Consider the following 25,390-nt stretch of genomic DNA (forward strand, 5'->3'; position numbering starts at 1 on the left):
TTGACGAAATGCATCTTGGAGTGGTTTTAGCGATAAGTAGCTAAAAACGGTCGCAGCCGTTATTTGCTTGAAGGCAGAAGAATCTGTAAAGAAAAGTGGAACCACGCAAAGCGCGTCTTTTGAGTTATACTCGAAGGACGCGCTTTTTTTACATATTAAAAAAAAGAGTTGAATCAAAAAGGGAGTTGAAGGGAATGAATTGGTGGCAACAAGCTTTAAAAGTAGCAAAGAAAAATGATCCAGCCGTAAAATCCAGCATTGAAGTTATTTTGACTTATCCAGGGTTTCACGCGTTATTTTTCCATCGACTATCGCATTTTCTATATCGTCATCGCTGGCATTTGTTGGCACGGATAAATTCACAATTTTGGCGTTTTTTAACCAATATTGAGATTCATCCGGGTGCAAAAATAGCACCTGGAGTTTTTATTGACCATGGAGCGGCTGTAGTGATTGGTGAAACAGCGGAAATTGAGACAGATGTGGTAATGTTTCATGGTGTGACATTAGGTGGTACCGGAAAAGATTCTGGTAAACGCCACCCAACTGTTCGCAAAGGAGCATTCATTTCAGCCCATACACAAGTTTTAGGACCAATCGAAATTGGCGAATATGCAAAAACCGGTGCTGGTTCAGTCGTGCTACACAATGTTCCTGCTCACGCAACAGTAGTAGGCGTACCAGCTGAAATTGTTCGATTAAATGGAAAGAAGGTTCATCATGATTAAAATTTACAATACTTTAACGCGGGAGAAAGAAAATTTTGTTCCGATTAAAGAAAATGAAGTCCATATGTATGTCTGCGGACCAACAGTTTATAACTATATTCATATTGGAAATGCCCGCAGTACGATTGCTTTTGATACGATTCGTAGGTATTTTGAATACCGCGGATTCGATGTCAATTATGTCTCAAACTTTACTGATGTTGACGATAAAATTATTCGAGCAGCAAAAGAATTAAAAATTTCAGCTCCAGAAGTGGCGGATCGTTTCATTGCTGCTTTTGAAGAAGATACTAATGCTTTAAATGTCAAAAAAGCGACTTTACATCCTCGCGTGATGGATCATATTCCCGACATTATTGCATTTATTGAAGTATTGATTGCTAAAGAATACGCCTACGAGGTGAATGGGGATGTTTATTATCGAACCCGCAAATTTACTCATTATGGTGAATTAAGTGATCAAAGTATTGATGAATTAGAAATTGGTGCCAGTCAACGAACTGGTGCTGAACAAAATATTAAAGAAGATCCATTAGATTTTGCTTTATGGAAAAGTGCTAAACCAGATGAAATTTCATGGGAATCTCCTTGGGGTGCTGGTCGTCCGGGTTGGCATATTGAATGTTCTGTGATGGCGACTAAACATCTAGGTGACACGATTGATATTCATGGTGGTGGACAAGATTTGGAATTTCCCCATCATGAAAATGAAATTGCCCAAAGTGAAGCTAAAACAGACCAAAAATTTGCTAATTATTGGATGCATAATGGTTACGTTACAGTCGGTGAAGATGATGTGAAAATGAGTAAATCTTTAGGGAACTTTACGACCGTTCATGACATTATTAAAGAAATTGATCCACAAGTTTTGCGCTTTTTTATGGCAACAACTCAGTATCGTCGACCGATTCGTTACAGCGAAGGGACAATGAAAGATGCCCAGGTGAATCTGCAAAAAATAAAAACAGCATTGGAGAATACGGAGTTTCGCTTCACTTCAGCTGTTGAAAAATTAAGCGATGATGCAGTAAAATTTGCAGAAATCGCTGAATTGAAATCTCGCTTTATGCAAGAAATGGACGATGATTTTAATGCTGCTAACGGAATCACTGTCGTTTATGAATTTGTTAAGTGGTTGAATACTTATAGTGAACAGACTGAAGTTTCGATAGCTGTTTTAGAAGTAGCTCTGTCTGAATATAAAGCAATGTTAGAAGTATTTGGCATTATTTTTGCAGCGGAAAATTTATTGGATCAGGAAATTGATGATTTGATTAATGAACGAAATCAAGCTCGCAAAGATAAGGATTTTGCTCGTAGTGATGAAATTCGTGATTTGTTGAAGGAACAAGGAATTGTCTTGGAAGATACCCCACAAGGCACGAGATGGAGACGGGAATAATGGCAGATTATAAACAATTAAATGGTTTGGCTTTAGCTTATGTGGGAGATGCGATTTACGAAACCTATATTCGTGATTATTTGGTGCGGCAAGGCCAAACGAGACCGAATAAATTACATCATATGGCGACTCATTATGTCTCCGCTAAAGCACAAGCATTTTTAATTGAACAAATGGAAGCAGAAAATATGTTATCAGAAGAAGAAGCAGGTATTTATCGGCGGGGGCGTAATGCCAAAAGCTATACTTCTGCAAAAAATACTGATATTATGACGTACCGCAGATCAACTGGCTTTGAAGCCTTGATGGGCTATTTGCATCTGTTGGAAAGAAAAGAGCGCTTGGAAGAATTGATTTCTTGGTGCATCAAAAAAGTAGGTGAAACCAATGAAAGATAAACGGCGCAATTACAAAGAAAAATTCCCAAAAAATAAAAAAAGACCGGCTCAAACAACTGAATCAGAACATTTACAAGAAGCAGATGATAATTTTGTTTTTGGTCATCATGCTACAGTAGAGGCTTTGCAAGCAGGTCGCGGTAATAAATTATTTATTCAAGAAGATGCTCATAGTGACAAAATTGATCAATTAAAAAGCTTAGCGAAAGAACACGCGGTGCCTTTAAAATGGGTACCTAAACAAAAATTAGATACTTTAAGTGACGGCGGAGTTCATCAAGGAATTATTCTAGCAATTACCCCTTATGAATATTTGAGTTTGGATGAATTATTAGAAAAAAATCCTAAAGAATCTGAACCGTTCTTCTTAATTTTAGATAGTTTGGAAGATCCTCATAATTTTGGATCGATTTTACGAACAGCTGACGCTAGTAATGTCAGTGGTGTGATTATTCCAAAACATCGTTCCGTAGGGATCACACCGGTGGTTACCAAAGCATCAACTGGTGCCGTGGAATATGTACCAATTGCAAGAGTGACCAATCTTTCCCAGACAGTTCAGCAATTAAAAGATGCTGGTTTTTGGATTTTTGGTACCGATATGGAAGGCACTGATTACCGGAAATGGCAAGTCAATGGTCCAATTGCTTTAATTATTGGCAATGAAGGTCGTGGAATGAGTGCTGGTTTGAAAAAAGAAGTTGATGAAATGTTAGCCATTCCAATGGAAGGACATGTACAAAGCTTGAATGCCGGCGTTGCGGCTAGCTTATTAATGTATGAAGTGTTGCGGAAAAGAAGTGATTTGACATGAAAAAGCAAATTTTGATTGTCGATGGCTATAATATGATTGGTGCCTGGCCTGAGCTTGTTAGCTTGAAAAACCAAGATCGACTAGAAGAGGCACGGGAAGATTTGCTAAATCGGTTATCTAATTATGCTAAATATGAAGGATTAGAAATTATAGTTGTTTTTGATGCCCAATTTGTCCCTGGGATTACCCAAAGTTTTTCAAAATACCAGTTGACAGTAGTTTTTACTAAAGAAGATGAGACGGCGGATAGTTATATTGAACGAACCGCTGGAGAATTGAATACGCGTCTGACGCAGGTTACGGTAGCGACTAGTGATATGGCAGAACAATGGACTATTTTTTCTCAAGGAGCCTTGCGAACATCGGCGCGAGAATTATATAAAGCGATTGAAACAACTGAAAAAGCAATTGCTGGAAAAACTGCAGATGTTTTTTTTCAAGATTATCGGCGAAATTCTCCGTGGGATGAGAGGCAGTTGCAAAAATTGTCTAAAAAAAGGGACGAATTGAGCCAAGATTAGTCAAATTCGTGTAAAGCGCTCCTCTTATTTCAAAAAGTTAGTATCCTCTAGTTAAAGGAGGAGAACAGATGAAATCAGAGAAGGACGCGATCAAGGAAAGTGATTGTTTTGAAGAATTATTTGATAAGTATTCACCGGTTATTTTTCGAATGCGGACACGCTATTATATTCGTGATTTTGAGTCTGACGATTGGCTACAAGAAGGACGGTTAGCTTTATTAAAAGCAATTAAAACTTATAAAGAAGACCAAGGAACGACTTTTGGATTATATTATAAGACAGTTTTAGAAAATCATATTTGCTCTTTATTAAGGAAACAAGAAGCTAAAAAAAGAAAAGCGTTACATCAGTCAATTTCAATTGAAAATAGCGGCTTAGAATTATTTACTGATTATCTTTTTTATAATGAGTATATCGAAGAGCAAGTGTCCATCTGTGATCAGTTTGATCATAATAGAATTCAACTGTCTGATCTGGAACGTCAAACACTCCATTACTATATTCAAGGTTATAATCTAGATGAAATCAGTTCGATGGTTGATCAAGAAGAAAGAAAGGTCAGTAATGCGCTGAATCGAGTAAAAAATAAAATTAAAACAGAAATCACCTTTTAAAATGATGAGTATTTGTACGCTTAATTATTAATAAATATTTCTTGCAATGAAATTTCTCTTATGATACTATTGTTGACTTGTATAATTTGTGTTATAGTATAGCCTGAGGTGAACTGTACAATGCCAACAACTTTAGCAACGATTAAGAAAAATTTGGAAGACCGGATCGGTAGCCAAATTATGCTTGTAGCGCAAACAGGCAGAAAACGTCAAACACAACGCAAGGGAATCTTAACTGAGACTTATCCATCTGTGTTTGTAGTTGATTTGGATCCAGAGGAAAATTCTTTTGAACGTGTTTCATACAGCTACTCAGATGTATTAACACAAACCGTGGAAATCGAATTTTTAAGTGAAGCAATATAAAAATAAAAAAACTATGGAAATTTTATTCCATAGTTTTTTTATTTTTATCTTTTAACAAGTCGCGAATTTCTGCTAAATAGTCTTCAGCAGTAGGCGCAGCAGGAGCCGCTTCTTCGGCGGTTTGTTTTTTGTTTAAATCTTTGGCTTTATTAGCAAATTTTACGATTAAGAATAAAACAAATCCAGTAATGATAAAAGTAATAATGGCGCTAGCTAAATCACCAAAAGCAAAAGTTACTCCTTTGACAGGTGTCCAATCTAGGACAGAAGTTGCATCATCTAATTTTTGGCCATTTGTTACTAGAGAGACAAACCACCCAATTAATGGTGTAATCACACCATTGACTACATTGGTTACGATGGCGGTAAAAGCACTCCCAATAACGACCCCAACAGCCAAGTCTAAAACATTCCCACGCATTAAAAAGTCACGAAATTCTTTAAGCATATTTTTCATCCTCCTTCAACATCTTTTAGTATATCGAAAACTTAGAAATTTTTGAAATTTGCGAACTGTGAGAAGGTGCTAGATCACTGAATCTAGTTCTCTATGCTATACTTGAAATGTTAGACAAAGAAAAGGAGTGTTATGATGCTGGAATTAAAAAAAGGTGTAAGAGTACATATTTTACCAACAAAAAAATATAAAACAATCCAAATTTATGGTCGTTTTACAACAGCTTTGAATACTGAAACTGTGACGAAACGCGCATTATTATCTAATTTATTAGAAACCAACTCCTTAAACTATCCTGATCAAACCCAATTAAGTGCCCGCTTAGCGGAGCTTTATGGCGCTAGTTTTGGTTCAAATGTTGGCCGCAAAGGTAATTTACATTGGTTAAATGTAGGTATCTCGGTGGTAAATGGAAAATACGTAAATGATGATCAATTATTACCGCAAATAGTGGATTTTCTAAAGGAAATTTTATTCTTCCCAAATATTAAAGATGGCGCTTTTGATCCACAAACTTTTGCGATTGAAAAAGAAAACATGCAGAGTTATTTGGAAAGTTTAACTGAAGATAAGCAAACCTTGGCTTCTTTGGCTTTACAAGAAACGTATTTCAAAGAGGAAGCACAAAAGAAACCTAGCTTCGGTAATTTAGCTGATTTAAAACCATTAACCAGTGAAATAATTGCTGAATACTATCAGCAAATGATTGCTGAAGACCAAGTGGATTTATTTGTAGTGGGTGACGTTGAAGAAGAGGAAGTAATCAAACTTTTACAATTATTACCTTTTGCTGATCGAACTGTAAACAGCCCAGACATTTACTATTCACAAACAATCAGCAATGTGATTGCTGAACGTCAAATGCAAGATTCTGTTCAACAAGGGAAACTAAATTTGGCTTATTCAACAGATACTTATTATGAAGATGTTGATCGTTTTGCGTTGATTGTCTTTAATGGTTTATTTGGTGGATTTCCTCATTCGAAATTATTTATGAATGTCCGAGAAAAGGAAAGTTTAGCTTATTATGCTTCTAGCTCTTTTGATACCTTTAGAGGATACATGCAAGTCCAAACAGGAATTGAAAGCAGCAATCGAGAAAAAGTTTTACGTTTAATTTCTGAACAGTTGATAGCCCTACAGCATGGTGATTTTACTTACTTGGCTTTTCAACAAACCAAAGCAATGCTGAAAAATCAGTATTTATTAGGACTTGACCATGTGCAAAATTTAATTGAAACTCATTACTTGGCGCAATGGTTACCAAAAAGTCAATTAACAGATGATGAGTGGCTAGCACGTTTAGCAGCCGTGACCAAAAAAGATGTTGAAAAAGTCGCTCAAAAAGTTACTTTACAAGCAATCTTCTTTTTAGAAGGAGGAGACAAATGATTAAACAAGAATATCAAACAATTAATGAAACCTTATATAAAGAAATTTTGCCCAACGGTTTGACAGTCTATTTATTACCAAAAGCTGATTATCATAAAACCTATGCTTTATTTAGCACCAATTATGGTTCGATTGATAATGAGTTCGTTCCGCGGGGGAAAACGGAATTTGTGAAAGTACCAGACGGAATTGCCCATTTTTTAGAGCATAAAATGTTTGAAAAAGAAGATGGTGATGTTTTTCAAAAATTTGGTGAACAAGGCGCTTCTGCCAATGCTTTTACTAGTTTTACCCGAACCAGTTATTTATTTTCCACCAGTGATCAGTTGGAGTTGAATTTGAAAACACTGTTGGATTTTGTGCAGACCCCTTATTTTACAGAAGAGTCAGTAAAAAAAGAACAAGGTATTATCGGCCAAGAAATTCAAATGTATCAAGATGATGCGAATTGGCAACAATTTTTCGGGATTTTAAAAAATATGTATCCTAAACATCCGCTACATATCGATATTGCTGGAACGATTGATTCAATTGCTGAAATCACTGCAGAAGATTTATACACTTGCTACAATACCTTTTACCATCCTAGCAATATGACATTATTTGTTGTGGGAAACTTAGAACCAGAAGAATTGATGGACTTTATTCGAGACAATCAAGCCAGTAAGACATTTTCAGAACCAACTGAGATTTTACGCCGTTATCCTGCAGAAGATAGCCAAGATATTCAAAAACTGCGGGAAGAAAAAATGAATATTGCTATTCCTAAAGCTTTAGTAGGTATTAAAGGTGTAAAAGAATTACCACAAGATGATCGCGAACGATTGGTCTTTAAATTATCTGTTGATTTATTGTTCCAATTACTACTGGGGAATACATCACAAAACTTCTTGCGCTTATATAATGAAGGCTTGTTAGATGATAGCTTTGGTTATGAATTTTCTTTAGACCGGACGTTCTACTTCGCTGACTTTGGCGGCGATAGCGAAACACCAGAAAAATTAGCCGACCATATTACAGCTATTCTGATCGGTTACCGTAATGACCCTGAAATTAATGAAGCGAATCTGGAATTGTTGAAGAAAAAAATGTTAGGAAAATATTTCCAGTCACTGAATTCATTAGAATATGTAGCTAATCAATTTACGACTTCTTTATATGGCGAGTGGACTTTATTTGATATGCCAGAGATTATTCAAAACATTACTTTGACTGATATTTTGGCAGCAGGGGAACAATTTATTCAAGCGGAAAATTTCAGTCGTTTTTATATGTTGAAGGAAGATTAAGATGACAACAGCTTTAATTATGGGGGCCAGCGGCGATATTGGGATGTCAATTTGTGAAGAATTGGCATCGGCCGGCTGGTCATTATATTTGCATTATTATCAACAAGCAGAAAAAGTTATAAATTTTGCTTCAGACTTACAGGAACGTTATCCTCAGCAGGATTTTTTTGTGGTATCCTTAAACATGCTAGCGGAGAATGATCTTGCCGCTTTTTTTAAAAATTTATTTCAAGTTGATGGCATTGTTTTTGCAGCAGGCTTTACTTATTATCAATTATTGCCAGAAATGCAAGGACAACAGATCGATAACTTATGGCAAATACATGTAAAAACACCTTTGTTAATATTACAGGCCTTACAAGAAAAACTCGCCCGCAGTAAAAGAGGACGTGTTATTTTTATCGGCTCAGTATATGGACATCGCGGTAGCAGTATGGAGACTGTTTACAGTGCTGTGAAAGGTGCACAAGAAGGCTTTGTTAAAGCTTATGCAAAAGAAGTTGCAACTTTAGGTATTACTGTCAATGTTGTTGCGCCAGGAGCGGTCAAAACAGCGATGAACCAGAATTGGCAAATGGAAGAATTAGCTACTTTAACAGAAGAAATTCCCTTGGGACGATTAGCTGAACCAAAGGAAATTGCCAATGCCTGCAGTTATTTATTTATGAAAGAAGCTAGCTATATTACCGGAATCATCTTGCCAATAGCCGGTGGTTGGATGGAATAAGGAGTAGAAGTCTGTGGCTATAAAAAATTTAGGAGAAACATTACGGGACGCCCGATTAAGTGAGAATATAAGTCTTGATGAATTACAACAAATCACCAAGATTCAAAAAAGATATTTACAAGCGATTGAAGAAAATGATTATGGTCAAATACCAAGCGAATTTTATGTACGTAGATTTTTAAAACAATATGCGGATGCAGTGAAATTAGATGGTCGATATATATTAGCTGTGTATGATGGAAAGGATCAGATTTTACCAACCTATCCAAAAGTTGAAGAAATAGAAAGTCAACGAACCAATAAATATAAAGAAAAGAAAGTTCGGCGTCGTTTAATCGCGACAATGCCGATGATTATTTTAGGTTTAGTAGCGCTTGCGATTGTCGTAATTGTTGGCTATGTTAGTTATTTAGACAACAATGATCAGCCTATTTTAAATGCTAGTTCAGTAGAAGTTGAGCGTAATTCTAGTAGTAGTACGTCAGAAACCGAAAGCAGCAGCTCAACGGAAGAAACAACTGAAGCTTCAACCTCGGAATCGGTTGAAGCACCGACAATGAGCCAAAATGTAACCAGCAATTCCAGCAGTACTGCCGCGGTCACACTAGATCAAGTAGCTGCGCCTTTAAAAATTAAATTTAATGCGCAAAATCGTGTTTGGGTAGGTCTGTCAGTCAACGGCAGCTTGAGTTTCCAACAAACAATCGAAGCAGGCCAATCGGCTGAGTTTGATTTGCCAGAGGGCACAACTTCCGCCAGTATTTCAGTTGGAGTTGCTAGTTATTTAACAATCCAAGCAAACGATACCGATCTAGATTTTCAAGCGAACAATTCAGAACGTTCGAAAACAATTGATTTAACAATTAACTATACGTAATAAGAAAGAGGGATTGACCCGTGAATTTACCAAATAAGCTGACAGTGGTCCGAATATTTATGATTCCACTGTTTATGATTGTTGTCTTAGCACCTATTGATTTAGGAACGTTAACTGCCGGCAACGCCCAACTCCCAGTGACACAATTAATTGGCGCAATTATCTTTGCAGTGGCTAGTTATACTGACCATCTCGATGGAAAGATTGCCCGCGCCAGAGGTTTAGTTACTAATTTTGGGAAATTTGCTGATCCGTTGGCAGATAAAATGCTTGTGATGACTGCTTTTATTATTTTGGTAAGCCAAGGAAAAGCACCTGCATGGGTCATTGCGATTATTGTTTGCCGAGAGCTAGCAGTCACTGGTTTGCGAACTTTAATAGTTGAACAAGGCGGTGGCGTGATGGCTGCTGCAATGCCTGGAAAAATCAAAACTGTGACACAAATGGTTGGAATTATTTTATTGTATCTTAATAACATACCTTTTAATTTTATTGGTATTCCAATGGATCAAATCATGCTTTATGTATGTCTGTTCTTTACGATTTATTCTGGCTATGATTATTTTGCAAAGAATGCGCATTTGTTCAAGGGGTCAATGTAAAAAGTTACGTCAGCAATTTTTGCTGGCGTTTTTTTGATTTCAGACGAAAATGACAAGTTTTTTAGACTTTTTTTGGTATGATAGACTCAAATAGCGTATTTTAAGAAAGAAGTGAAGAGAATGAAAGCAGAGATTATTGCAGTAGGAACAGAACTTTTGTTAGGACAGGTTGTTAATACAAATGCGACTTTTATTTCTGAAGGATTAGCTGATTTAGGAATTGAAGTTTATTATCATACTGTTGTGGGAGATAATCCAAAACGTTTAGAAGAGTTATTGGTTTTAGCGGATTCAAGAAGTGATTTAATTGTTTTATGTGGTGGTTTAGGACCAACTGATGATGATTTGACAAAAAATGTTTTGGCTGACCATTTAGGAATTCAGCTCGTTCGAAATCAAGCTGCATTGGACCATATGAATGAATTTTTTGGTAGTCGTGATCGACCGATGACACCGAATAACATACGACAAATTGAAACGCTTGAAGGCGGGATTCCTCTGCCAAATCGAACCGGTTTAGCAATTGGTAGTTTGTATCTAGGAGAAAAAAATAACTATATTATTTTACCTGGACCGCCAAGTGAATTAAAACCTATGTTCAGTGAACAAGCGGCGCCATTATTGGTAGAAAAATTTGGTGTTCATGAAAAACTAACTTCTCGCGTTTTGCGTTTTTATGGAATTGGTGAGTCACAAATTGTGACAGATTTAGCAGAAATGATTGAAAATCAAACCAATCCAACGATTGCACCTTATGCTAAACCAAATGAAGTGACCTTGCGCATTACTGCAAAAACCGAAGATGATGCTTCTGCAAAAACCTTGCTAGATCAGGTGGAAGCTGAGATATTAGCAGTTGAAGGAGAATACTTCTACGGGTATGGTGACGACAATAGTTTAGAAGAAACGGTCGTAAATTTATTAAAGGAACATCAAAAAAGTGTCACAGCCGCTGAAAGTTTGACGGCTGGAGCATTCCAAGCTCGTCTAGCGGACGTTCCAGGGGTTTCTGAAGTCTTTCCGGGAGGATTTGTGACTTATTCCAATGAGACCAAAGAAAACTTCTTAGGAATCGATTCAACGTTAATTGAAGAATATGGAGTAGTTAGTAAAGAAATTGCAGGTGTCATGGCTGAAAAAGCTCGAGAATTAGCAAATACAGATTATGCAGTAGCCTTTACTGGCGTAGCTGGTCCAGATCCATTAGAAGGTCAGCCTAAAGGAACTGTTTTTATTGCAGTAGCACAAAAAGATGGCGAAACAGTTATTGAACAGAAAGCTTTTAGTCGAGATCGCGCCTACATTAGACAAAGTTCTGTCATGAAAGGTTTAGACATGTTGCGCCGCGCAATTTTAAATAAATAATTAAATACGAATGTTTGTTCGCTTTTTGCTTGCATTTCTCACTTTAAACCGCTAAACTAATCATGTTGACTGACGGAAATTATAATATCAAGGAGGATTTTTCTTGGCTGAAGATCGTAAAGTAGCATTAGACAATGCTTTAAAGAAAATAGAAAAGAATTTTGGTAAAGGCTCCATTATGAAATTAGGGGAAAAGGTTGATACACAAATCTCAACTATTCCTAGTGGTTCACTAGCGTTGGATGTCGCATTAGGTGTCGGCGGATATCCTCGTGGTCGGATTGTAGAAGTTTATGGACCTGAAAGTTCTGGTAAGACGACAGTCGCATTACATGCGATTGCTGAAGTCCAAAAACAAGGCGGAACCGCTGCATTTATTGATGCGGAACATGCCTTAGATCCACAATATGCTGAAAAATTAGGCGTAAAAATTGATGATTTATTATTATCACAACCAGATACTGGTGAACAAGGTTTAGAAATTGCAGATGCGTTAGTTTCATCTGGTGCAGTTGATATTATCGTTATTGACTCGGTGGCTGCTTTAGTACCTAGAGCAGAAATTGATGGTGAAATGGGAGCTTCTCACGTTGGTTTGCAGGCTCGTTTGATGTCGCAAGCGCTACGTAAATTATCAGGTTCAATCAATAAAACGAAAACAATCGCAATCTTTATCAACCAAATTCGGGAAAAAGTTGGCGTAATGTTTGGGAATCCAGAAACAACACCGGGTGGACGTGCCTTGAAGTTTTACGCAACTGTTCGTTTAGAGGTACGCCGAGCAGAACAGTTAAAGAGCGGTACGGATATTATTGGTAACCGGACGAAAATTAAAGTAGTTAAAAATAAAGTAGCACCACCTTTCAAAGTTGCTGAAGTAGACTTGATGTATGGTCAAGGAATTTCACAAGAAGGCGAATTACTAGATATGGCTGTCGAAAAAGATATCGTAGATAAAAGCGGTGCTTGGTATGGCTACAAAGACGAACGTATCGGTCAAGGTCGAGAAAACGCAAAGAATTATATGCGGGAACATCCTGATATGATGGCGGAAGTTTCTCAAAGAGTTCGGGCAGCTTTTGGGATAGGCGAACCGGGTAGTGAAGGCGAAGAAGTTGAAGTAGCTGGTCAAGAAGAACTACCTTTAGAAGATGAATAAAAAGCAGAGAGTTGCGATCAATTTATTTTGGCCGCAACTTTTTTTGTTTTTTAGTCATTTCTCTGTAAAGGCTTGTTAACAAGCCAAATTAAGTTGACACACTATCAGACAAAAAGTAAAATATACTTGTGCGTATTTCGCACGTATGCAAGTTAGGCATATTGATAATTTTAATGACGTTTATCAAGAAAAACTACAGATAACTATAATACGATAGTACGGAGGTGGATTTCATGTTAGTTCCTATTCTCCTCGCTATCATCTTTTTAATTGTCGGTCTTGGTTTAGGGTTTATGGTGGCAAAATCGCGCCATGATAAAGAGATTGAAGGTGCTCATACTTCAGCAAGAGGCATCATTAATCAAGCCAATAAAGAAGCAGAAACACTAAGAAAAGAAGCTTTGTTAGAGGCCAAAGAAGAAAACCAGCAGTATCGCGCACAAATTGAAAGTGAGTTGAAAGAAAGCAAACAAGAATTAAAACTACAAGAAAATCGCTTGCTTCAAAGAGAACAGTCGATTGATCGTAAAGACGACTCTCTAGAGAAGCGTGAGCACTCACTGGAAGACAAAGAGACAAGAATTAGTGCTAGACAGCAATTAATTGACGAGCGAGAACAAGAAGTAGAACAACTGATTGAGAAACAACAAGTAAAACTTGAACAAGTTGCTTCGTTGACTAAAGATGAAGCCAAAGAGATCATCATGCAGACGACGGAAGAAGAATTAAATCAAGAGTTGACCATTATGGTGAAAGAATCAGAACAAAGAGCCAAAGAAGAAGCGGATCGTAAAGCGAAAAACTTATTGGCGATGGCGATTCAACGTTCTGGTGCTGATGCTGTTTCAGAAACAACTGTTTCAGTAGTTAACTTACCAAATGATGAAATGAAAGGTCGGATTATCGGTCGTGAAGGTCGAAATATTCGTACCCTTGAAACATTAACTGGGATTGATTTAATTATCGATGATACACCAGAAGCAGTTGTATTGTCAGGCTTTGATCCAATTCGTCGGGAAATTGCCCGTATGACGTTGGAAAAACTGATTCAAGATGGTCGGATTCATCCGGCTCGTATTGAAGAGATGGTTGAAAAATCTCGAAAAGAAATGGATGAACGGATTCGTGAGTATGGTGAACAGGCAGCCTTTGAAGTTGGCGCCCATACATTACATCCTGACTTAATTAAGATTTTAGGTCGTTTGCACTTTAGAACAAGTTACGGCCAAAACGTCTTAGATCACAGTGTCGAAGTTGCTCGCTTGACCGGTATTCTAGCAGCTGAACTGGGCGAAAATGTCCAATTAGCCCAAAGAGCCGGCTTGCTACATGATATTGGGAAAGCGTTGGATCACGAGATTGAAGGCTCTCACGTTGAAATTGGGGCCGAGTTAGCAGCGAAATACAAAGAAAATTCAACGGTTATCAATGCTATTGCTTCTCACCATGGAGATACTGAAGCGACTTCAGTTATTTCTGTTTTGGTAGCAGCTGCCGATGCAGTTTCAGCAGCGCGACCGGGTGCCCGTAGCGAATCATTGGAAAACTATATTCGTCGCTTAGAAAACTTGGAAAATATTTCCAACGGTTTTGAAGGGGTCGAATCAAGCTTCGCCGTTCAAGCTGGACGCGAAGTTCGAGTAATGGTTAAACCAGAAGCAATCTCTGACTTAGATGCCGTTCGTTTAGTTCGTGATATTCGTCGTAAGATTGAAGATGAGTTGGATTATCCAGGACACATCAAAGTAACTGTTATTCGAGAAACCCGAGCAACAGATTACGCGAAATAGTTATAATGCGCTTAAATCCTTTTATATAAAAGGGTTTGGCGCTTCTTTTTTTATTTTGACCATACTTTTGACCATACTTTTAAAAGTTAATATATTCAGCAAATTTATCAGCAGAATTTTCTTTTTGTTTTTTTGTTACATGGGAATATATTCCGAGCGTTGTTCTTGGGTTGCTGTGACCTAGCCTGTATTGAACTTCCTGAATAGACAAACCCGCTTCAAATAAGAGGCTACAGTGAGTGTGTCTAAGTCCATGAACCTTTATTTCTTCAATATTGTTAGTTTTACATATTCTTCTTAATAGACGATTAATTCTTGCATGATCTAGTATCAGATTTGATTTACTAGAAAATACTAACTGATCAGGTTTTAACGAATTGAAGCCATAACTAAGCAAATATTCTCTTTGATTTTTTCTCCATTTTTTTAGAACGTTGATAGTTTCTTGATCTAAAGAAATTTGACGATTAGAGCTATGATTTTTTGGATCAGTAATTATCGGACGACCTTGGTAATCTCTTGATACTGTTTTTGTGATTTTGATATTTTTATTTTCAAAATCAATATCATTCCATGTTAAGGCTAGAAGTTCTCCCTTACGCATACCGGAAAAAGATAAAAGTCTAAATATCGGATAGGTTAAAGGATAGCTATCTTGTGAGCAACATTTGAGAAATCTTTCTAGTTCATTTTTTTCAAAAAATTTCTTTTCTCCTGTTACTTCTTTTTTCTTTTTTGGAACAGGAACATGAGTCATTGGATTATCATGTATATACCGTAAATCTTTCGCATATTCAAAGACGTCTGATGCATAAGATCTTATTGCTTTATAGCTTTTATATTCTTTATACCATTGATTCACAGCGTTCTGACAGTAAGGAATAGTAATTTGTGAAATTCTTTTTTCTTTAAATAAAGGTAGTATATTACTTTGAAATATAGCGTAAACTCTATTGTAGGAACTTTCTTTAACAGTATTTTTATACCTCTTCAACCACATAACTGCAACTTCTCCGTATGTCACGTTTGATTGCGGTGTATACTTGTTATCCTTAGCTTGTAATTCAAGTCTAGCTAAAGCAATTTTTGCTTCTTTCTGTGTTCTAAAACCTCTTTTCGTCGTATATTGTTTTTTTCCTGTAGCTGGATTAATACCCAGATACGTTTTGAAATACCATGCCTTGTCACCATTTTTCTTCTGATATTGTTTTATCATTGCCATAAAATTGTCCTCCTTTAACGAACACACGTTCTTATAAATGCAAAAAAAATTATTAATGGCTACTACAAATATTTATAAATAAATGTTTAGTTCTCGTGGTAATCCTAAATAATCTAATAATTGAAATTTTGTAAGTCCGAATATTTCTTCTTCATTTTGCATATAGATTAATAATTTCATAGCTAAAGAATTAGCTTCATACTCCATCTTTGAAACCACCGTATCTAAGCCAATAGAGCGGAAGAAAGGTGTACTAGAACCGTTGTGCAATTTTATATGGCTAAATTCATGAAGAATGACAAAGTGTTGATACCATACCGGCCAATTATAATTGACTATTATGGTATGGCATCTATTATTTGTCTGAGTACATCCTCCAGTTTCCTCATCTAAATCAGCATATAACAATTTGCAGTGTGTATCTTTGATTAAGTCATAGATGTCATTGGGGTGATATTTAGCAACAAGTTTTTTAAATTCATTATCTATATAGTTACACATCCTAAACAACCCCCCGACTAATCTCTGTAATCCTTACGAGTAAATTTTTGCTTTGCTTCTTCTTTATTCATTTCCATAGCGGTTCTAATAGCAATTAGCAAACGATCTTTTTGGTCTTTGGTTGCAGGTTCACCATAGAAATTCAAGTTTTCTCCATTAGTAATTCCCTCTATTAATTTCTCAGCTTGAATAGCAATATCATTCTTTTCTTTTTCAGTTAATTCGTAGTATTTCTTTTTCTCAGTACGACCGAGTAGATAGTCAATGGAGACTCCGAAATAATCAGCTACTTTTTGAATTTTATCAACACCAGGAGTCTGTTTTTCCCAACGTCTGATTGTTCCATTACCATAACCTAATAGTTCTTCAAGACGACGTATCGAAATTTTTTGCCCATCAGCAAGCTCTTTTATTTTTTCGTACAAACCCATTTAAATCAGCCTTTCAGCTATGAAAGAAAAAATATGTATACCAAAATGCTACAAATATCTTGACTTGAGGATAATTGGCATATATACTGTATCTCGTAAGCAAGTTAGTTAGCAAAATAAAGACAACTAAAAAAGACCTAACACCGTTCCCCAACGTAAAAATAGGCTTTGTTGCGTTTATTTGCTATGCCCAGATTGTAGCATATTGGTATACAGTCGTCAATAAACATTTATAAATGCTAACTTATTTGCTTACACAATATTTGAAAGGAGTGAAAACAATGCCAGATACAACAGATTTGAGAGAGCGAATTATCGAGTTTAAAGAAGCAAACCAACTGTCTTATCAGACTATGGCTGACTTAATTAATGTTAGTAAGTCAGAAGTATTTTCGGCTTTAACAGGTAAAAGAACTGACCCAAAATCAAATTTAATTATTTCAAAATTAAAGCAAGCTTATGGAGTTAAGTAAGGAGAATCAATATGAAACAGGCAAAAGTTGTTAACGAATTTTATATACCGGATGATATTTTAAATCAAATAGCAGATATGGTTGTTCCTGTTGTTTTCGAAAAAATGTGTATGCAGCTGGACATATGGGATAAGTTGATGGATTTACCTCCGGCACCAACTAAATCTCAAATAAAAAAAGTCCTTGGTATTGGAGAAGACAAACTTAATTTTTTAATTGCAAATGGTGCTACTCCGATGCTTTGGGGTGATGGCAATAAATCTACTGTTCGTATTGAAAGGTCTGATATAAGAAAAGCGTTTGAAAACACTAAGATAAAAATATCGTAAACAACCAATTAAATAAGAAATCAGCCATGCGACAAAAGTTAAGTAGGTGAATCCAATGAACTTTAGATCAAATAATTTCAATTCTAAAGTCAGATATCTAATCCAGTGCCGACGGCAACAATTACAAGTTGATCGAGAAGCATTAAAGAAATCAAAGTTATTAACTGACTACCAGGAAGAACAGATAAGGGAAGAACTAGAAGTCTTAAGAGTTTTTGAACTTGAGTTAGGAGGAAGGATTAAGTGAGAAGAAACGAATTTAAAATTATCAAAAGATGCACTAATCAGCAGAAGTATTTACTAGACCGATTCTTGTTGATTATTAAGGAGGACATATGATCAAGTTACTAACAAATATATTAATAGCAGCAAGTTCAATTTTTCTAGTTTATGTCGGACGTGATCATTTTGTAGCTACATCCTGCTTAATAATCGTAACACGGACAGTTTGTTTTTTAAGTGAATATCAACAAAAAAAAGAGCCTACCTCGTCTGCCAACGAAGTAAGGCAATAAAAAATAAAGCTAGATAAGGAGAGTTTACCATATGACTGAAATCTTAATCAATAAGATTCTCTATAAAAATTTCAAAGGCATTGATAGTTTCGAGCTTAATTTACTAGGCGCTTCTGCAGTTGTCAGTGGTCGCAATGGGTTAGGTAAGACGTCATTAGCCGATGGTCTTCAATGGCTATTGTTCGGAAAAGATTCACTGGGAATGAAATTAAATCCTAAAACACTAGATAATCAAAATCAAGAAATTCTAGGATTAGAGCCTACTGTTGAGGCCGAGCTTTTGATTGATGGAAATATCACCATTTTAAAAAGAGTCCAAGTAGAAAAGTGGACAACAAAAAAAGGTGAGTTAGAAAAAACGCGTGGTAGTGATAGTACAAAGTATTTTATAGATTCTGTACCTACGAAGGAAAAAGATTGGAAAGAATATTTAGAATCTCTTGGTGGTGAGCAGCCCTTGCAAATGTTGTCAAATTCTTCTTTCTTTATGTCATTAAATTGGAAAGACCGACGTGAAATTTTAATTGGACTGACTGATTTGACAGATGAACAGATTATTGAATCAGATCCTGAATTAACAGAAATAAATACCTTTTTAGGAAATCATTCTATTGATGAAATGAAGAAAATTCTTAAAGGTCAAAAATCTGAAATCAAAGTTTCAATTGACGGAATGCCAGCGCGTATTCAAGAAGTTACCGACATGAAAGCAATTTTAAATCTTGCAGACAGAACTAAGGAAGTTGTCCAAAAAGATATTGAAGAAATGACAGCACTAATCACTGAGAAAGAAACTTGGTTATTAGATGCCAAAACTGGCTCGGTCAACCATGAACTGAATGAATTAAAACAAAAGCAAGTAGATTTGCGAGCAAAGCTGGTTGACGAAAAGACGAAATTCCAAACAAATTCTTTTGCAGCAACAGCTGACTTACAAGAAGACTTCAACAACCAACATGGTTTAGTTAATTCCCTTCGTACTGACGTATCAGCACTCGAAGCTAAAGAGTACCGGATGCAGGAAGCTTTGAAAGAAAAACGAGAGTTTTTACAGAATCATCTAGCCAAGTACAAGAAAATTAAAGCCGTAGATTTTGATGAGCACCAAAAGACATGTCCGACTTGTGGGCAAGACTTGCCGGTAAACGAGATTGAAAAGATGGTATCTGATTTTAATAAGAATAAAGCAGATCGACTAGAAAAAAATATTGAGGTAGGGAAAGCAACTAGGCAAGATGCCGATAAGCTTGAAACTGAATTAGCAGTTCTACAAAAAGAGTTAGCTGAAAAAAGAAATCAACTGCAATCGTCTGATTCCCGACTGGATGAAATCAATAATGATTTGATTTTTCAAAAAAATAAACAAGGGACTTTCGAAGATACTCAAATTTATCGAGATATCCTTGCCGGAAATAATCGAATCGAGACAGAAATGGAACGTGCCGCTGCTAAGGATACTAACACGGAAGCTGAAAAAATTGCAATTGACATTCAATCAGACAAAGAAATTATAGAAGGTCTGAATCGTGAATTACAAAAGTTTGAAACATTGAAAAGTTATGATGACCGCTTGATGGAATTAAAGGAACAGGATAAAGAACTGAAAAATCAGAACCAAGTGGTGGAAAAACAATTGTGGTTAATTGAAGAATTCACCAGACGAAAGGTAAAACGGATTGAAGAATCTATTAATGAGCGTTTCTCGATTGTTAAATGGAAATTGTTTGATGTTCAGAAAAATGAGGGCATTAAAGAAATGTGCGAAGCCACTTATCAAGGAATTGAGTATAGTAGCGGATTGAATAATGGTGCTCGAATTAATTGCGATTTGGATATTATACGCACACTGTCTAAAGGACTTGGCATCACAATGCCAGTGTTTGTTGACAATGCAGAGTCTGTGAATACATTACAACCAATTGCAGGACAAATGATTGAGTTACAAGTAACAGAAGACGAAAAATTGAAAGTTGAGGTATAGAAGACATGCAAGTTATCGCTTATGTAAAAGATTGTGGAGAAAAAATATTGATAGGAACTTTTGACTCCTTAGAAAATATTCATGATGAAGTTGAGATGAAGATGCATGAACTAGGTTTAAGTTACATGATTGAAAGTAAGCAAGCAAAACGTCCCGTATATATTGTTCAAGGATTCAGTGAATACAAATTAGTATGGGGGACGAATAGATAATGGAAAATAGTTCAGAATTTCAATTTGAAAAAGTAGATCCAGCAAGCTTTATCAAAAGGGATCTACTTTACAACGCAGCTCAATTGAATGAACAACTAGCAAAAGAATTATCTTTGTTGCAAGAAGAGCGTCATTCAAGAATTACTACTAGAGTTATTAATTTGGCAATGGCGACAGCCACAATTACGAAATTAGCTGAATTAAACCAATCTGACTCGAACACAGTCATCCAAAATAGAATGGGCCATTGACATCAACGTAAAGGCAGTGACGGCATCATTTTCTGAGGATGGATTATAAAGTTTTGGTTCATGGGCTTTAGGATTTCTATATAAATAGACAATTGTATTAATTAGACTCTTGAGGCCATTAAATTCACTTTTCTCTGACATAGTTTCATTCTTACTGTTGCCAATGATTATAGCAGGATTTCTCAAGATGAACACTTCGTTAACTAAAGTCGTTCCATCGAGTTCTAGTCCAGATAATTCTCGAAGGCGTTGAAGCAGTCCTTTACTGGCTTCAAGAATGGCATGGAAATAATTATTTGAAAAGAGTTCGCTTTGACAATATTTTAAAACTTCTGGGTGAATATCATACTTGGACAATCTTTCGTTAAACGATTGAAGCCGCTTTTGAGCATCATTGAACGTTTCAACAACTTTAATCACAATGACCTTTCCAGAGTCGTTGACTTCAAATCCGTAGAACATTAACTGACTATTGATATCACGTAGAATCTTCTTCCACTCATCAGGTCTATCCATGTATAAGGGAGGATTTAGTACGTACTGTATGACAGAAAAGAAAGGGGTAGCACTGTTCGTTCTTTTACACTTATCTAGAACAGATTCGTTGATTCTTCGCCATTTTGTTGTTGTATGGTCTCGCTCTAACCGGTCAAAGTTTGAAAGGTTCAATAGTTCAAACATAGTATCTATTTTTGAACCAGTCAATTCTTCAGCAAGAATTCTTGAAACATGTTCAACAATTGTATTATCAATGGGTTTACTCATTTTGAAATCACCTCAAATTAATTATAGCAAAAGAAAGGAAACAAAATAATGACAAATCAAAATACACCACAAATATATAAGTCGCAACTAGCAAAAATTAATGACACATATATGCCGCAAATTGAAACGCAATTGAGAGGTAATGGTATTCATATGACTGAGTATCAACGGACAGTTGTGATTAATGCTATTTCATCTATAAATGAAATGTTGGTTAAAGAAGCTCTGGGGATTGGTGATATCGACCAAAGTAATATCACTCAAACCTTAATGAATGTTGCAGCACTACAATTAAATGCTGCCGCTACTCCTAGAGAAGTTTATTTTATTAAACGAAATCAAAAGAATAAAGACGGAAATAAAATTCAAGTTATTGAGATGGGGATTGAAGGAGATGGAAATGATGCAATTCTTTCTCGGTTTGGTCGAAACGTAAAAACGGTACATCGTCATTGGGAAGTCCGAAAGAATGATGATTTTACCTACCCTGGTTATGCAGGTTTAGAGGTTACTCCGCCTACATGGTCTCCAAAAGGTGAGGGCGAGGTCATTCGAGTTGTTTATCCAATTGAGTATAACGATGGTCAAGTCGAGTATTTCATAAGTGAACGAGAAGATGTGAAATACAATTTATTAGCTCATATGTATAACAACTTGATGTGGGATAACAAAAAAGTTGAAAAAAAAGCAAAGATCAAAGAGTTTGCGGATACCCATTCCCTTGATGAAATTCTGAATAACGAAGAAATGCAAAACTTAGGAAATATCAGTCCAGCTTGGAAAGAACCACAAAGCCGAGAAGCGATGATTATTCGAAAGATGCGAAACCGCATTGTTAAAAAAATCCCCAAAGATTTTTCAAATGCTTATGTCCAATCAATTGTTGAATCAGTTGAAGATGATTTTGCTGCACGTCAATATTCGAGAAAAGAAGCTGAGGTGATTGAGGAAATTAAAGAAAACGCCAATCAAGAAATTCTTGATCCGGAGCCAATGAGCGAAATTATCAGTCCAGATAATGTAACCGAGGATAGTGTTATCCAAGATACATCTTTTGAAGAAACTGAAGTAACTGCCGATACAGAAGAAGCTGATCCATATGCTTAAAATTAATAGTTTTGGGTCCGGAAGTGCAGGTAATTGCTATCTGATTGACGATGGAAATTCTCAACTCTTGATTGAAGCTGGTGTCTCTTTTAAAAAAGTTCAGCAAGCAATGAGATTCGATTTTTCAAGAGTTGTTGGTTGCCTCATTAGTCATGAACACAGAGATCATTGTAAATATGTACCACAACTAATTGATTCAACTTCAATAGAGTTTTATTCGACTGAAGGAACATTTAAAGCAATGTCTGATGATAATAAACTTCATATTACGGCAAATGATTATTATCGGTTTAGTTTTCTGAAATATAAAGAAACAAAAAAAGTCGGTTCATGGTTCGTTACGCCATTTGAAACTGAACATGATGCAAAAGAGCCATGTGGATTTTTAATTGACAATGTTTCAGGTGATCGGTTGGTTTTTATCACAGACTCATATTACGTGAAATACAAGTTTCCTAATGTCACCCATATGATGATTGAAGCCAATTACTCAAAAGATGTCATTGACGAGAAAATGACACATGGATTTGATGTTAAAAGAAAGACTCGTTTATTAGAAAGTCATTTTGATTTCAATCAAACAAAAGAATTTATCAATGCTAATAAATCGACTCGTCTTCAGGAGATTTGGTTGTTACATTTATCAGATTCAAACAGTATTGAAAAACAATTTAAAGAAGAAACACAACAACTTGTTGGTGTTCCTGTTTATATAGCTTAGGTGGTGAGCGAATGGCGAAAGGAGCTTTCCAAACAAGCAGAGAAATTTTTGAAAATCCAATATGGTCCGATGTCGTTAAGTTTCGATTATTCTTCTATATTTACGGAAACGCAGTCTTCGCCAGCGAAGGAACAAACGTTGCAGGTATCCATTTAAAAAGAGGACAATTTTTGAGGTCGTTTCGAAATTTACAAAAAGACTTGATATATCAAGAAAAAAGAGGCTTCAAAATGTATTCATTATCAACGATAAAAACTAAGGTAGAACAATTAGTCAAAGAAAATCGAATTGAAATTGAAACTACCGAATACGGAACACTATTTACAGTAGTGAATTATGAGGAATATCAAGGGTTTGAGCGTTATTCAAAATCTTTATCCGAACGCCAATCGAACGACAACCGAACGACAACCGAACGACAACCGAACAATAATAAGAATGATAAGAATGATAAGAATGAAAAGAATATACATCATGATACAACCGGAGAGATGAAAGAGATTTTTAGATTGTATGAAAAATTATTCGGTAGTCTCAATTCTATTAATGTCCAGAGTATTCAATATTGGTGTGAAGATCTCTCAATAGAATTGGTATTTGAGGCGCTGAAACGTTCCAAAGGCACCCGCTCTTTTAAATACACAGAAGGTATTTTAAAAAAATGGGAATTAAAGGGTGTCAAAAATATGGATGACGTCAAAGCTTTAGACGATGAATTTGAGAAAAATAAGTCAACTCCTAAAAATAAACGGTCAGTTCCAGATAATGAACTTCCAGAAACGGGGCTTGATTGGTAATGGAAAATATGGGAAGTGCAATTGAGCAGCTGATGGAAAAAGTATTAGTCATCGTTGGTAAGTGTCCGGAATGCAATGGACCAATGCGGAAATGGAAAAATACTAATCCTGATGGTTCAGAAAGATGTGCACCAGTATGCACCGAATGTGGCTATAAAGAAATGATCAATCGGAATAATAAAAGAATTGAAGAAATGGCACAAGACGCAAAACAATCTGATGCGATTAACCGATTGAAAAATAGCTCAATAATTGCAAATGATTCTATTTGGTCTCAAGATTTCAGTAATTACAAAATTACTGACGATGAAGTCAAACAGGCCAACTATCAGGCTAAAGCTTGGATCAGTCGAGTAATTTCTGATTGGAATAAACAGAAGAAATTAGATGAAGAAGTTAAAAAACGCAAAGAAAAGAACGTGAAGAAAATACCAACACTTCATGCGATTTTAACAGGAAAGCCCGGTGCTGGGAAAACTCATCTTTCAATGGCGATGATTCATAAAATTATGTCAGATTCCAATTACCAGATTTCTTGTTCGATTGTTAGTTATCAGGAACTTTATGAACAATTGAAATTTGTTATTGGAGATCCAATCGCCAAAAAAGAAATTCAAGGTACGTTGATGACAGAGATTAAGAAATCAGATTTTGTTGTGATCGATGACCTTGGTGCCGAGCTTGGTCGCATGGAAGAAAATAATAAAGCCACTGAATTTAACGTCAGTATTTTAACTGGTTTGGCAGAAGCTCGAGTAAATAAAGCCACGGTATATACAACAAACCTTTCATCAAAACAACTTAAGAGCGCATATGGTGAGCGAGTATTTTCTCGAATGTTGAACAATACTGGAGGCAATGAAGTAATTACTTTTGAAACAACTAAGGACAAGAGGAGGAACTCTATTTGAGCTATGCAGTAAAAGCAATGTGTTATCTGGATATTGACGGAAACGGTCGGCCCAGTATTACACATGCTAAAAAGTACGATGATATAGAAATGGCTAGAGCAGCTGCCCTAACTTGTGGTGGACATGTTGTAGAAGTAATTGATAGACCAAAGCAGAAAGAAAAAAATAAGTCTAGAAAGTCTAATCAGGCTTGGATGCGAGGTGGAAAATGAAGGGACCAACAGCACTAAACAAACGTGGAAATAAAGTTTTAATTGATGGATATACTTTTGATTCGGAAAAAGAAGCACTATTTTATCAACGATTCGTTAAGAATTGTGGCTTTCCTTTTGAAGTACATCCTAGATTTGTTTTAATGCCTAAATCAGAGTTAGCTGGTGGGAATGTTTCTGCAATTGCCTATTCTCCAGATTTTATTATTTTAGATCACGATAATAACTGGTTGCATGTAATTGATGTGAAAAATAGCCATGGAATGTACGGGATAGATCAGGCAAACAAATTGAGATTTAGGTTGTTTGCTATGAGATACCATCATCCGGTTGAAGCAGTAGTTATACGGAAAAATGATTTTAAGGTAATCACTCAAGGGGTCACAAAGCCTTTGAAGGATAAAAAACCTTTCATAGTAAATGATTTTAACTACCATTGGCGTGACGCCACTAACTACTAG

33 protein-coding genes and 1 other annotated feature (1 of these 34 running past the window's edge) are annotated in these 25,390 nt (G+C 36.1%); of the genes, 28 read left to right on the forward strand and 5 right to left on the reverse strand.

Annotated elements, in window-relative coordinates; translation table 11 throughout:
* Nucleotides 1–123, forward strand: a binding site (T-box leader); it begins 79 nt to the left of the window's first position.
* 71 nt (nt 124–194) lie between these two features.
* From epsC to ID741_RS04830, 7 genes are all read left to right on the forward strand, one after another.
* Nucleotides 195–728 carry a serine O-acetyltransferase gene (gene epsC, locus ID741_RS04800; RefSeq protein WP_218326628.1) on the forward strand — a complete coding sequence of 178 codons (534 nt, stop codon included), beginning with the start codon at nt 195–197 and terminating at the stop codon, nt 726–728.
* The gene (cysS, locus tag ID741_RS04805) at nt 721–2,130 is read left to right on the forward strand and encodes a cysteine--tRNA ligase (RefSeq protein ID WP_438719239.1); all 1,410 of its coding nucleotides are present in this window, start codon (nt 721–723) and stop codon (nt 2,128–2,130) included. Before epsC ends, cysS begins: the two co-directional genes overlap by 8 nt.
* A complete protein-coding gene (locus ID741_RS04810) occupies nt 2,130–2,528 on the forward strand; it encodes a Mini-ribonuclease 3 (RefSeq protein WP_218326626.1) in 399 nt (132 codons plus the stop codon). The genes cysS and ID741_RS04810 overlap by 1 nt, the downstream gene beginning before the upstream one ends.
* Nucleotides 2,518–3,342 carry a 23S rRNA (guanosine(2251)-2'-O)-methyltransferase RlmB gene (gene rlmB, locus ID741_RS04815; protein ID WP_438719240.1) on the forward strand — a complete coding sequence of 275 codons (825 nt, stop codon included), beginning with the start codon at nt 2,518–2,520 and terminating at the stop codon, nt 3,340–3,342. Before ID741_RS04810 ends, rlmB begins: the two co-directional genes overlap by 11 nt.
* Entirely contained in the window at nt 3,339–3,863 is a 525-nt protein-coding gene (locus ID741_RS04820) for an NYN domain-containing protein (protein WP_438719241.1), read from the forward strand. The genes rlmB and ID741_RS04820 overlap by 4 nt, the downstream gene beginning before the upstream one ends.
* A gap of 68 nt (nt 3,864–3,931) precedes the next feature.
* Nucleotides 3,932–4,477 carry a sigma-70 family RNA polymerase sigma factor gene (locus tag ID741_RS04825; protein WP_438719243.1) on the forward strand — a complete coding sequence of 182 codons (546 nt, stop codon included), beginning with the start codon at nt 3,932–3,934 and terminating at the stop codon, nt 4,475–4,477.
* A 120-nt stretch (nt 4,478–4,597) separates the two neighbouring features.
* Nucleotides 4,598–4,843 (forward strand): Veg family protein, encoded by a 246-nt coding sequence (locus ID741_RS04830; RefSeq protein WP_218326622.1) that lies wholly within the window; start codon nt 4,598–4,600, stop codon nt 4,841–4,843.
* Between the two features lie 22 nt (nt 4,844–4,865).
* On the opposite strand, the gene mscL is transcribed toward ID741_RS04830, so the two are convergent.
* Nucleotides 4,866–5,291 carry a large conductance mechanosensitive channel protein MscL gene (gene mscL / locus ID741_RS04835; RefSeq protein WP_438719244.1) on the reverse strand — a complete coding sequence of 142 codons (426 nt, stop codon included), beginning with the start codon at nt 5,289–5,291 and terminating at the stop codon, nt 4,866–4,868.
* Between the two features lie 141 nt (nt 5,292–5,432).
* On the opposite strand from mscL, the gene yfmF reads away from it, so the two are divergent.
* From yfmF to rny, 8 genes are all read left to right on the forward strand, one after another.
* Nucleotides 5,433–6,692 carry an EF-P 5-aminopentanol modification-associated protein YfmF gene (yfmF, locus tag ID741_RS04840; protein WP_438719245.1) on the forward strand — a complete coding sequence of 420 codons (1,260 nt, stop codon included), beginning with the start codon at nt 5,433–5,435 and terminating at the stop codon, nt 6,690–6,692.
* Nucleotides 6,689–7,981: an EF-P 5-aminopentanol modification-associated protein YfmH gene (gene yfmH / locus ID741_RS04845; protein ID WP_438719246.1), complete on the forward strand. Its 1,293-nt coding sequence runs from the start codon at nt 6,689–6,691 to the stop codon at nt 7,979–7,981. Before yfmF ends, yfmH begins: the two co-directional genes overlap by 4 nt.
* 1 nt (nt 7,982) lies before the next feature.
* Complete coding sequence (gene ymfI, locus ID741_RS04850) at nt 7,983–8,708, forward strand: elongation factor P 5-aminopentanone reductase (RefSeq protein ID WP_218326617.1); 726 nt, start codon at nt 7,983–7,985, stop codon at nt 8,706–8,708.
* A 13-nt stretch (nt 8,709–8,721) separates the two neighbouring features.
* Complete coding sequence (locus ID741_RS04855; protein WP_218326616.1) at nt 8,722–9,585, forward strand: helix-turn-helix domain-containing protein; 864 nt, start codon at nt 8,722–8,724, stop codon at nt 9,583–9,585.
* A gap of 20 nt (nt 9,586–9,605) precedes the next feature.
* Nucleotides 9,606–10,187, forward strand: a complete 582-nt coding sequence (pgsA, locus tag ID741_RS04860; RefSeq protein ID WP_218326615.1) for a CDP-diacylglycerol--glycerol-3-phosphate 3-phosphatidyltransferase — start codon at nt 9,606–9,608, stop codon at nt 10,185–10,187.
* A 120-nt stretch (nt 10,188–10,307) separates the two neighbouring features.
* Complete coding sequence (locus ID741_RS04865) at nt 10,308–11,552, forward strand: competence/damage-inducible protein A (RefSeq protein ID WP_218326596.1); 1,245 nt, start codon at nt 10,308–10,310, stop codon at nt 11,550–11,552.
* 103 nt (nt 11,553–11,655) lie between these two features.
* On the forward strand, nt 11,656–12,711 hold the full coding sequence (recA, locus tag ID741_RS04870; RefSeq protein WP_218326595.1) for a recombinase RecA: 1,056 nt from the start codon (nt 11,656–11,658) through the stop codon (nt 12,709–12,711).
* Nucleotides 12,712–12,944: 233 nt separating this feature from the next.
* The gene (gene rny, locus ID741_RS04875) at nt 12,945–14,501 is read left to right on the forward strand and encodes a ribonuclease Y (RefSeq protein WP_218326594.1); all 1,557 of its coding nucleotides are present in this window, start codon (nt 12,945–12,947) and stop codon (nt 14,499–14,501) included.
* 79 nt (nt 14,502–14,580) lie between these two features.
* Here the strand turns inward: rny and ID741_RS04880 are convergent, their stop codons facing one another.
* The 3 genes from ID741_RS04880 to ID741_RS04890 all read right to left on the reverse strand — a co-directional run bounded on the left by ID741_RS04880 (nt 14,581) and on the right by ID741_RS04890 (nt 16,655).
* Nucleotides 14,581–15,723 carry a tyrosine-type recombinase/integrase gene (locus tag ID741_RS04880; RefSeq protein WP_438719247.1) on the reverse strand — a complete coding sequence of 381 codons (1,143 nt, stop codon included), beginning with the start codon at nt 15,721–15,723 and terminating at the stop codon, nt 14,581–14,583.
* 72 nt (nt 15,724–15,795) lie between these two features.
* Nucleotides 15,796–16,224 carry an ImmA/IrrE family metallo-endopeptidase gene (locus tag ID741_RS04885; protein ID WP_438719248.1) on the reverse strand — a complete coding sequence of 143 codons (429 nt, stop codon included), beginning with the start codon at nt 16,222–16,224 and terminating at the stop codon, nt 15,796–15,798.
* Nucleotides 16,225–16,241: 17 nt separating this feature from the next.
* Nucleotides 16,242–16,655 (reverse strand): helix-turn-helix domain-containing protein, encoded by a 414-nt coding sequence (locus ID741_RS04890; protein ID WP_438719249.1) that lies wholly within the window; start codon nt 16,653–16,655, stop codon nt 16,242–16,244.
* 281 nt (nt 16,656–16,936) lie between these two features.
* On the opposite strand from ID741_RS04890, the gene ID741_RS04895 reads away from it, so the two are divergent.
* From ID741_RS04895 to ID741_RS04925, 7 genes are all read left to right on the forward strand, one after another.
* Complete coding sequence (locus ID741_RS04895; protein ID WP_438719250.1) at nt 16,937–17,128, forward strand: hypothetical protein; 192 nt, start codon at nt 16,937–16,939, stop codon at nt 17,126–17,128.
* An 11-nt stretch (nt 17,129–17,139) separates the two neighbouring features.
* Nucleotides 17,140–17,457: a hypothetical protein gene (locus ID741_RS04900; RefSeq protein ID WP_438719251.1), complete on the forward strand. Its 318-nt coding sequence runs from the start codon at nt 17,140–17,142 to the stop codon at nt 17,455–17,457.
* Nucleotides 17,458–17,512: 55 nt separating this feature from the next.
* Nucleotides 17,513–17,704: a hypothetical protein gene (locus ID741_RS04905; RefSeq protein ID WP_438719252.1), complete on the forward strand. Its 192-nt coding sequence runs from the start codon at nt 17,513–17,515 to the stop codon at nt 17,702–17,704.
* A gap of 88 nt (nt 17,705–17,792) precedes the next feature.
* Nucleotides 17,793–17,972, forward strand: coding sequence for a hypothetical protein (locus tag ID741_RS04910; RefSeq protein WP_438719253.1), 180 nt, complete (start codon nt 17,793–17,795; stop codon nt 17,970–17,972).
* A 31-nt stretch (nt 17,973–18,003) separates the two neighbouring features.
* Entirely contained in the window at nt 18,004–19,953 is a 1,950-nt protein-coding gene (locus ID741_RS04915) for a hypothetical protein (protein WP_438719254.1), read from the forward strand.
* A gap of 5 nt (nt 19,954–19,958) precedes the next feature.
* Nucleotides 19,959–20,165, forward strand: a complete 207-nt coding sequence (locus ID741_RS04920; protein ID WP_438719255.1) for a hypothetical protein — start codon at nt 19,959–19,961, stop codon at nt 20,163–20,165.
* Nucleotides 20,165–20,416 carry a hypothetical protein gene (locus ID741_RS04925; protein WP_438719256.1) on the forward strand — a complete coding sequence of 84 codons (252 nt, stop codon included), beginning with the start codon at nt 20,165–20,167 and terminating at the stop codon, nt 20,414–20,416. The genes ID741_RS04920 and ID741_RS04925 overlap by 1 nt, the downstream gene beginning before the upstream one ends.
* Here the strand turns inward: ID741_RS04925 and ID741_RS04930 are convergent.
* Complete coding sequence (locus ID741_RS04930; protein ID WP_438719257.1) at nt 20,366–21,181, reverse strand: TIGR02391 family protein; 816 nt, start codon at nt 21,179–21,181, stop codon at nt 20,366–20,368. The genes ID741_RS04925 and ID741_RS04930 overlap by 51 nt on opposite strands.
* A gap of 48 nt (nt 21,182–21,229) precedes the next feature.
* Here ID741_RS04930 and ID741_RS04935 point away from each other — a divergent pair, with 48 nt between their 5' ends.
* The 6 genes from ID741_RS04935 to ID741_RS04960 are packed head-to-tail and all read left to right on the forward strand — an operon-like array spanning nt 21,230 to nt 25,390.
* Nucleotides 21,230–22,288, forward strand: coding sequence for a hypothetical protein (locus ID741_RS04935; RefSeq protein ID WP_438719258.1), 1,059 nt, complete (start codon nt 21,230–21,232; stop codon nt 22,286–22,288).
* Nucleotides 22,281–23,009, forward strand: coding sequence for an MBL fold metallo-hydrolase (locus ID741_RS04940; protein WP_438719259.1), 729 nt, complete (start codon nt 22,281–22,283; stop codon nt 23,007–23,009). Before ID741_RS04935 ends, ID741_RS04940 begins: the two co-directional genes overlap by 8 nt.
* 11 nt (nt 23,010–23,020) lie before the next feature.
* On the forward strand, nt 23,021–23,806 hold the full coding sequence (locus ID741_RS04945; protein ID WP_438719260.1) for a DnaD domain-containing protein: 786 nt from the start codon (nt 23,021–23,023) through the stop codon (nt 23,804–23,806).
* Complete coding sequence (locus tag ID741_RS04950) at nt 23,806–24,717, forward strand: ATP-binding protein (RefSeq protein ID WP_438719261.1); 912 nt, start codon at nt 23,806–23,808, stop codon at nt 24,715–24,717. The genes ID741_RS04945 and ID741_RS04950 overlap by 1 nt, the downstream gene beginning before the upstream one ends.
* The gene (locus ID741_RS04955) at nt 24,714–24,929 is read left to right on the forward strand and encodes a hypothetical protein (protein ID WP_438719263.1); all 216 of its coding nucleotides are present in this window, start codon (nt 24,714–24,716) and stop codon (nt 24,927–24,929) included. Before ID741_RS04950 ends, ID741_RS04955 begins: the two co-directional genes overlap by 4 nt.
* Nucleotides 24,926–25,390, forward strand: coding sequence for a DUF1064 domain-containing protein (locus ID741_RS04960; RefSeq protein WP_438719265.1), 465 nt, complete (start codon nt 24,926–24,928; stop codon nt 25,388–25,390). The genes ID741_RS04955 and ID741_RS04960 overlap by 4 nt, the downstream gene beginning before the upstream one ends.

Source organism: Enterococcus sp. AZ103, from assembly GCF_051714685.1.
Lineage (GTDB): Bacteria > Bacillota > Bacilli > Lactobacillales > Enterococcaceae > Enterococcus_A > Enterococcus_A alishanensis.

Bases quoted from the DNA above. Each gene is read 5' to 3' on its own strand.
- mscL (WP_438719244.1), bottom strand. From the start codon at position 5,291: ATGCTTAAAGAATTTCGTGACTTTTTAATGCGTGGGAATGTTTTAGAC.
- ID741_RS04940 (WP_438719259.1), top strand. From the start codon at position 22,281: ATGCTTAAAATTAATAGTTTTGGGTCCGGAAGTGCAGGTAATTGCTAT.
- ID741_RS04885 (WP_438719248.1), bottom strand. From the start codon at position 16,224: ATGTGTAACTATATAGATAATGAATTTAAAAAACTTGTTGCTAAATAT.
- rlmB (WP_438719240.1), top strand. From the start codon at position 2,518: ATGAAAGATAAACGGCGCAATTACAAAGAAAAATTCCCAAAAAATAAA.
- yfmF (WP_438719245.1), top strand. From the start codon at position 5,433: ATGATGCTGGAATTAAAAAAAGGTGTAAGAGTACATATTTTACCAACA.
- ID741_RS04960 (WP_438719265.1), top strand. From the start codon at position 24,926: ATGAAGGGACCAACAGCACTAAACAAACGTGGAAATAAAGTTTTAATT.
- ID741_RS04915 (WP_438719254.1), top strand. From the start codon at position 18,004: ATGACTGAAATCTTAATCAATAAGATTCTCTATAAAAATTTCAAAGGC.
- ID741_RS04930 (WP_438719257.1), bottom strand. From the start codon at position 21,181: ATGAGTAAACCCATTGATAATACAATTGTTGAACATGTTTCAAGAATT.
- yfmH (WP_438719246.1), top strand. From the start codon at position 6,689: ATGATTAAACAAGAATATCAAACAATTAATGAAACCTTATATAAAGAA.
- ID741_RS04810 (WP_218326626.1), top strand. From the start codon at position 2,130: ATGGCAGATTATAAACAATTAAATGGTTTGGCTTTAGCTTATGTGGGA.
- ID741_RS04950 (WP_438719261.1), top strand. From the start codon at position 23,806: ATGGAAAATATGGGAAGTGCAATTGAGCAGCTGATGGAAAAAGTATTA.
- ID741_RS04925 (WP_438719256.1), top strand. From the start codon at position 20,165: ATGGAAAATAGTTCAGAATTTCAATTTGAAAAAGTAGATCCAGCAAGC.
- ID741_RS04830 (WP_218326622.1), top strand. From the start codon at position 4,598: ATGCCAACAACTTTAGCAACGATTAAGAAAAATTTGGAAGACCGGATC.
- ID741_RS04920 (WP_438719255.1), top strand. From the start codon at position 19,959: ATGCAAGTTATCGCTTATGTAAAAGATTGTGGAGAAAAAATATTGATA.
- epsC (WP_218326628.1), top strand. From the start codon at position 195: ATGAATTGGTGGCAACAAGCTTTAAAAGTAGCAAAGAAAAATGATCCA.
- ID741_RS04820 (WP_438719241.1), top strand. From the start codon at position 3,339: ATGAAAAAGCAAATTTTGATTGTCGATGGCTATAATATGATTGGTGCC.
- ID741_RS04895 (WP_438719250.1), top strand. From the start codon at position 16,937: ATGCCAGATACAACAGATTTGAGAGAGCGAATTATCGAGTTTAAAGAA.
- ymfI (WP_218326617.1), top strand. From the start codon at position 7,983: ATGACAACAGCTTTAATTATGGGGGCCAGCGGCGATATTGGGATGTCA.
- ID741_RS04945 (WP_438719260.1), top strand. From the start codon at position 23,021: ATGGCGAAAGGAGCTTTCCAAACAAGCAGAGAAATTTTTGAAAATCCA.
- ID741_RS04825 (WP_438719243.1), top strand. From the start codon at position 3,932: ATGAAATCAGAGAAGGACGCGATCAAGGAAAGTGATTGTTTTGAAGAA.
- ID741_RS04905 (WP_438719252.1), top strand. From the start codon at position 17,513: ATGAACTTTAGATCAAATAATTTCAATTCTAAAGTCAGATATCTAATC.
- rny (WP_218326594.1), top strand. From the start codon at position 12,945: ATGTTAGTTCCTATTCTCCTCGCTATCATCTTTTTAATTGTCGGTCTT.
- ID741_RS04900 (WP_438719251.1), top strand. From the start codon at position 17,140: ATGAAACAGGCAAAAGTTGTTAACGAATTTTATATACCGGATGATATT.
- ID741_RS04890 (WP_438719249.1), bottom strand. From the start codon at position 16,655: ATGGGTTTGTACGAAAAAATAAAAGAGCTTGCTGATGGGCAAAAAATT.
- cysS (WP_438719239.1), top strand. From the start codon at position 721: ATGATTAAAATTTACAATACTTTAACGCGGGAGAAAGAAAATTTTGTT.
- ID741_RS04865 (WP_218326596.1), top strand. From the start codon at position 10,308: ATGAAAGCAGAGATTATTGCAGTAGGAACAGAACTTTTGTTAGGACAG.
- ID741_RS04880 (WP_438719247.1), bottom strand. From the start codon at position 15,723: ATGGCAATGATAAAACAATATCAGAAGAAAAATGGTGACAAGGCATGG.
- ID741_RS04935 (WP_438719258.1), top strand. From the start codon at position 21,230: ATGACAAATCAAAATACACCACAAATATATAAGTCGCAACTAGCAAAA.
- ID741_RS04910 (WP_438719253.1), top strand. From the start codon at position 17,793: ATGATCAAGTTACTAACAAATATATTAATAGCAGCAAGTTCAATTTTT.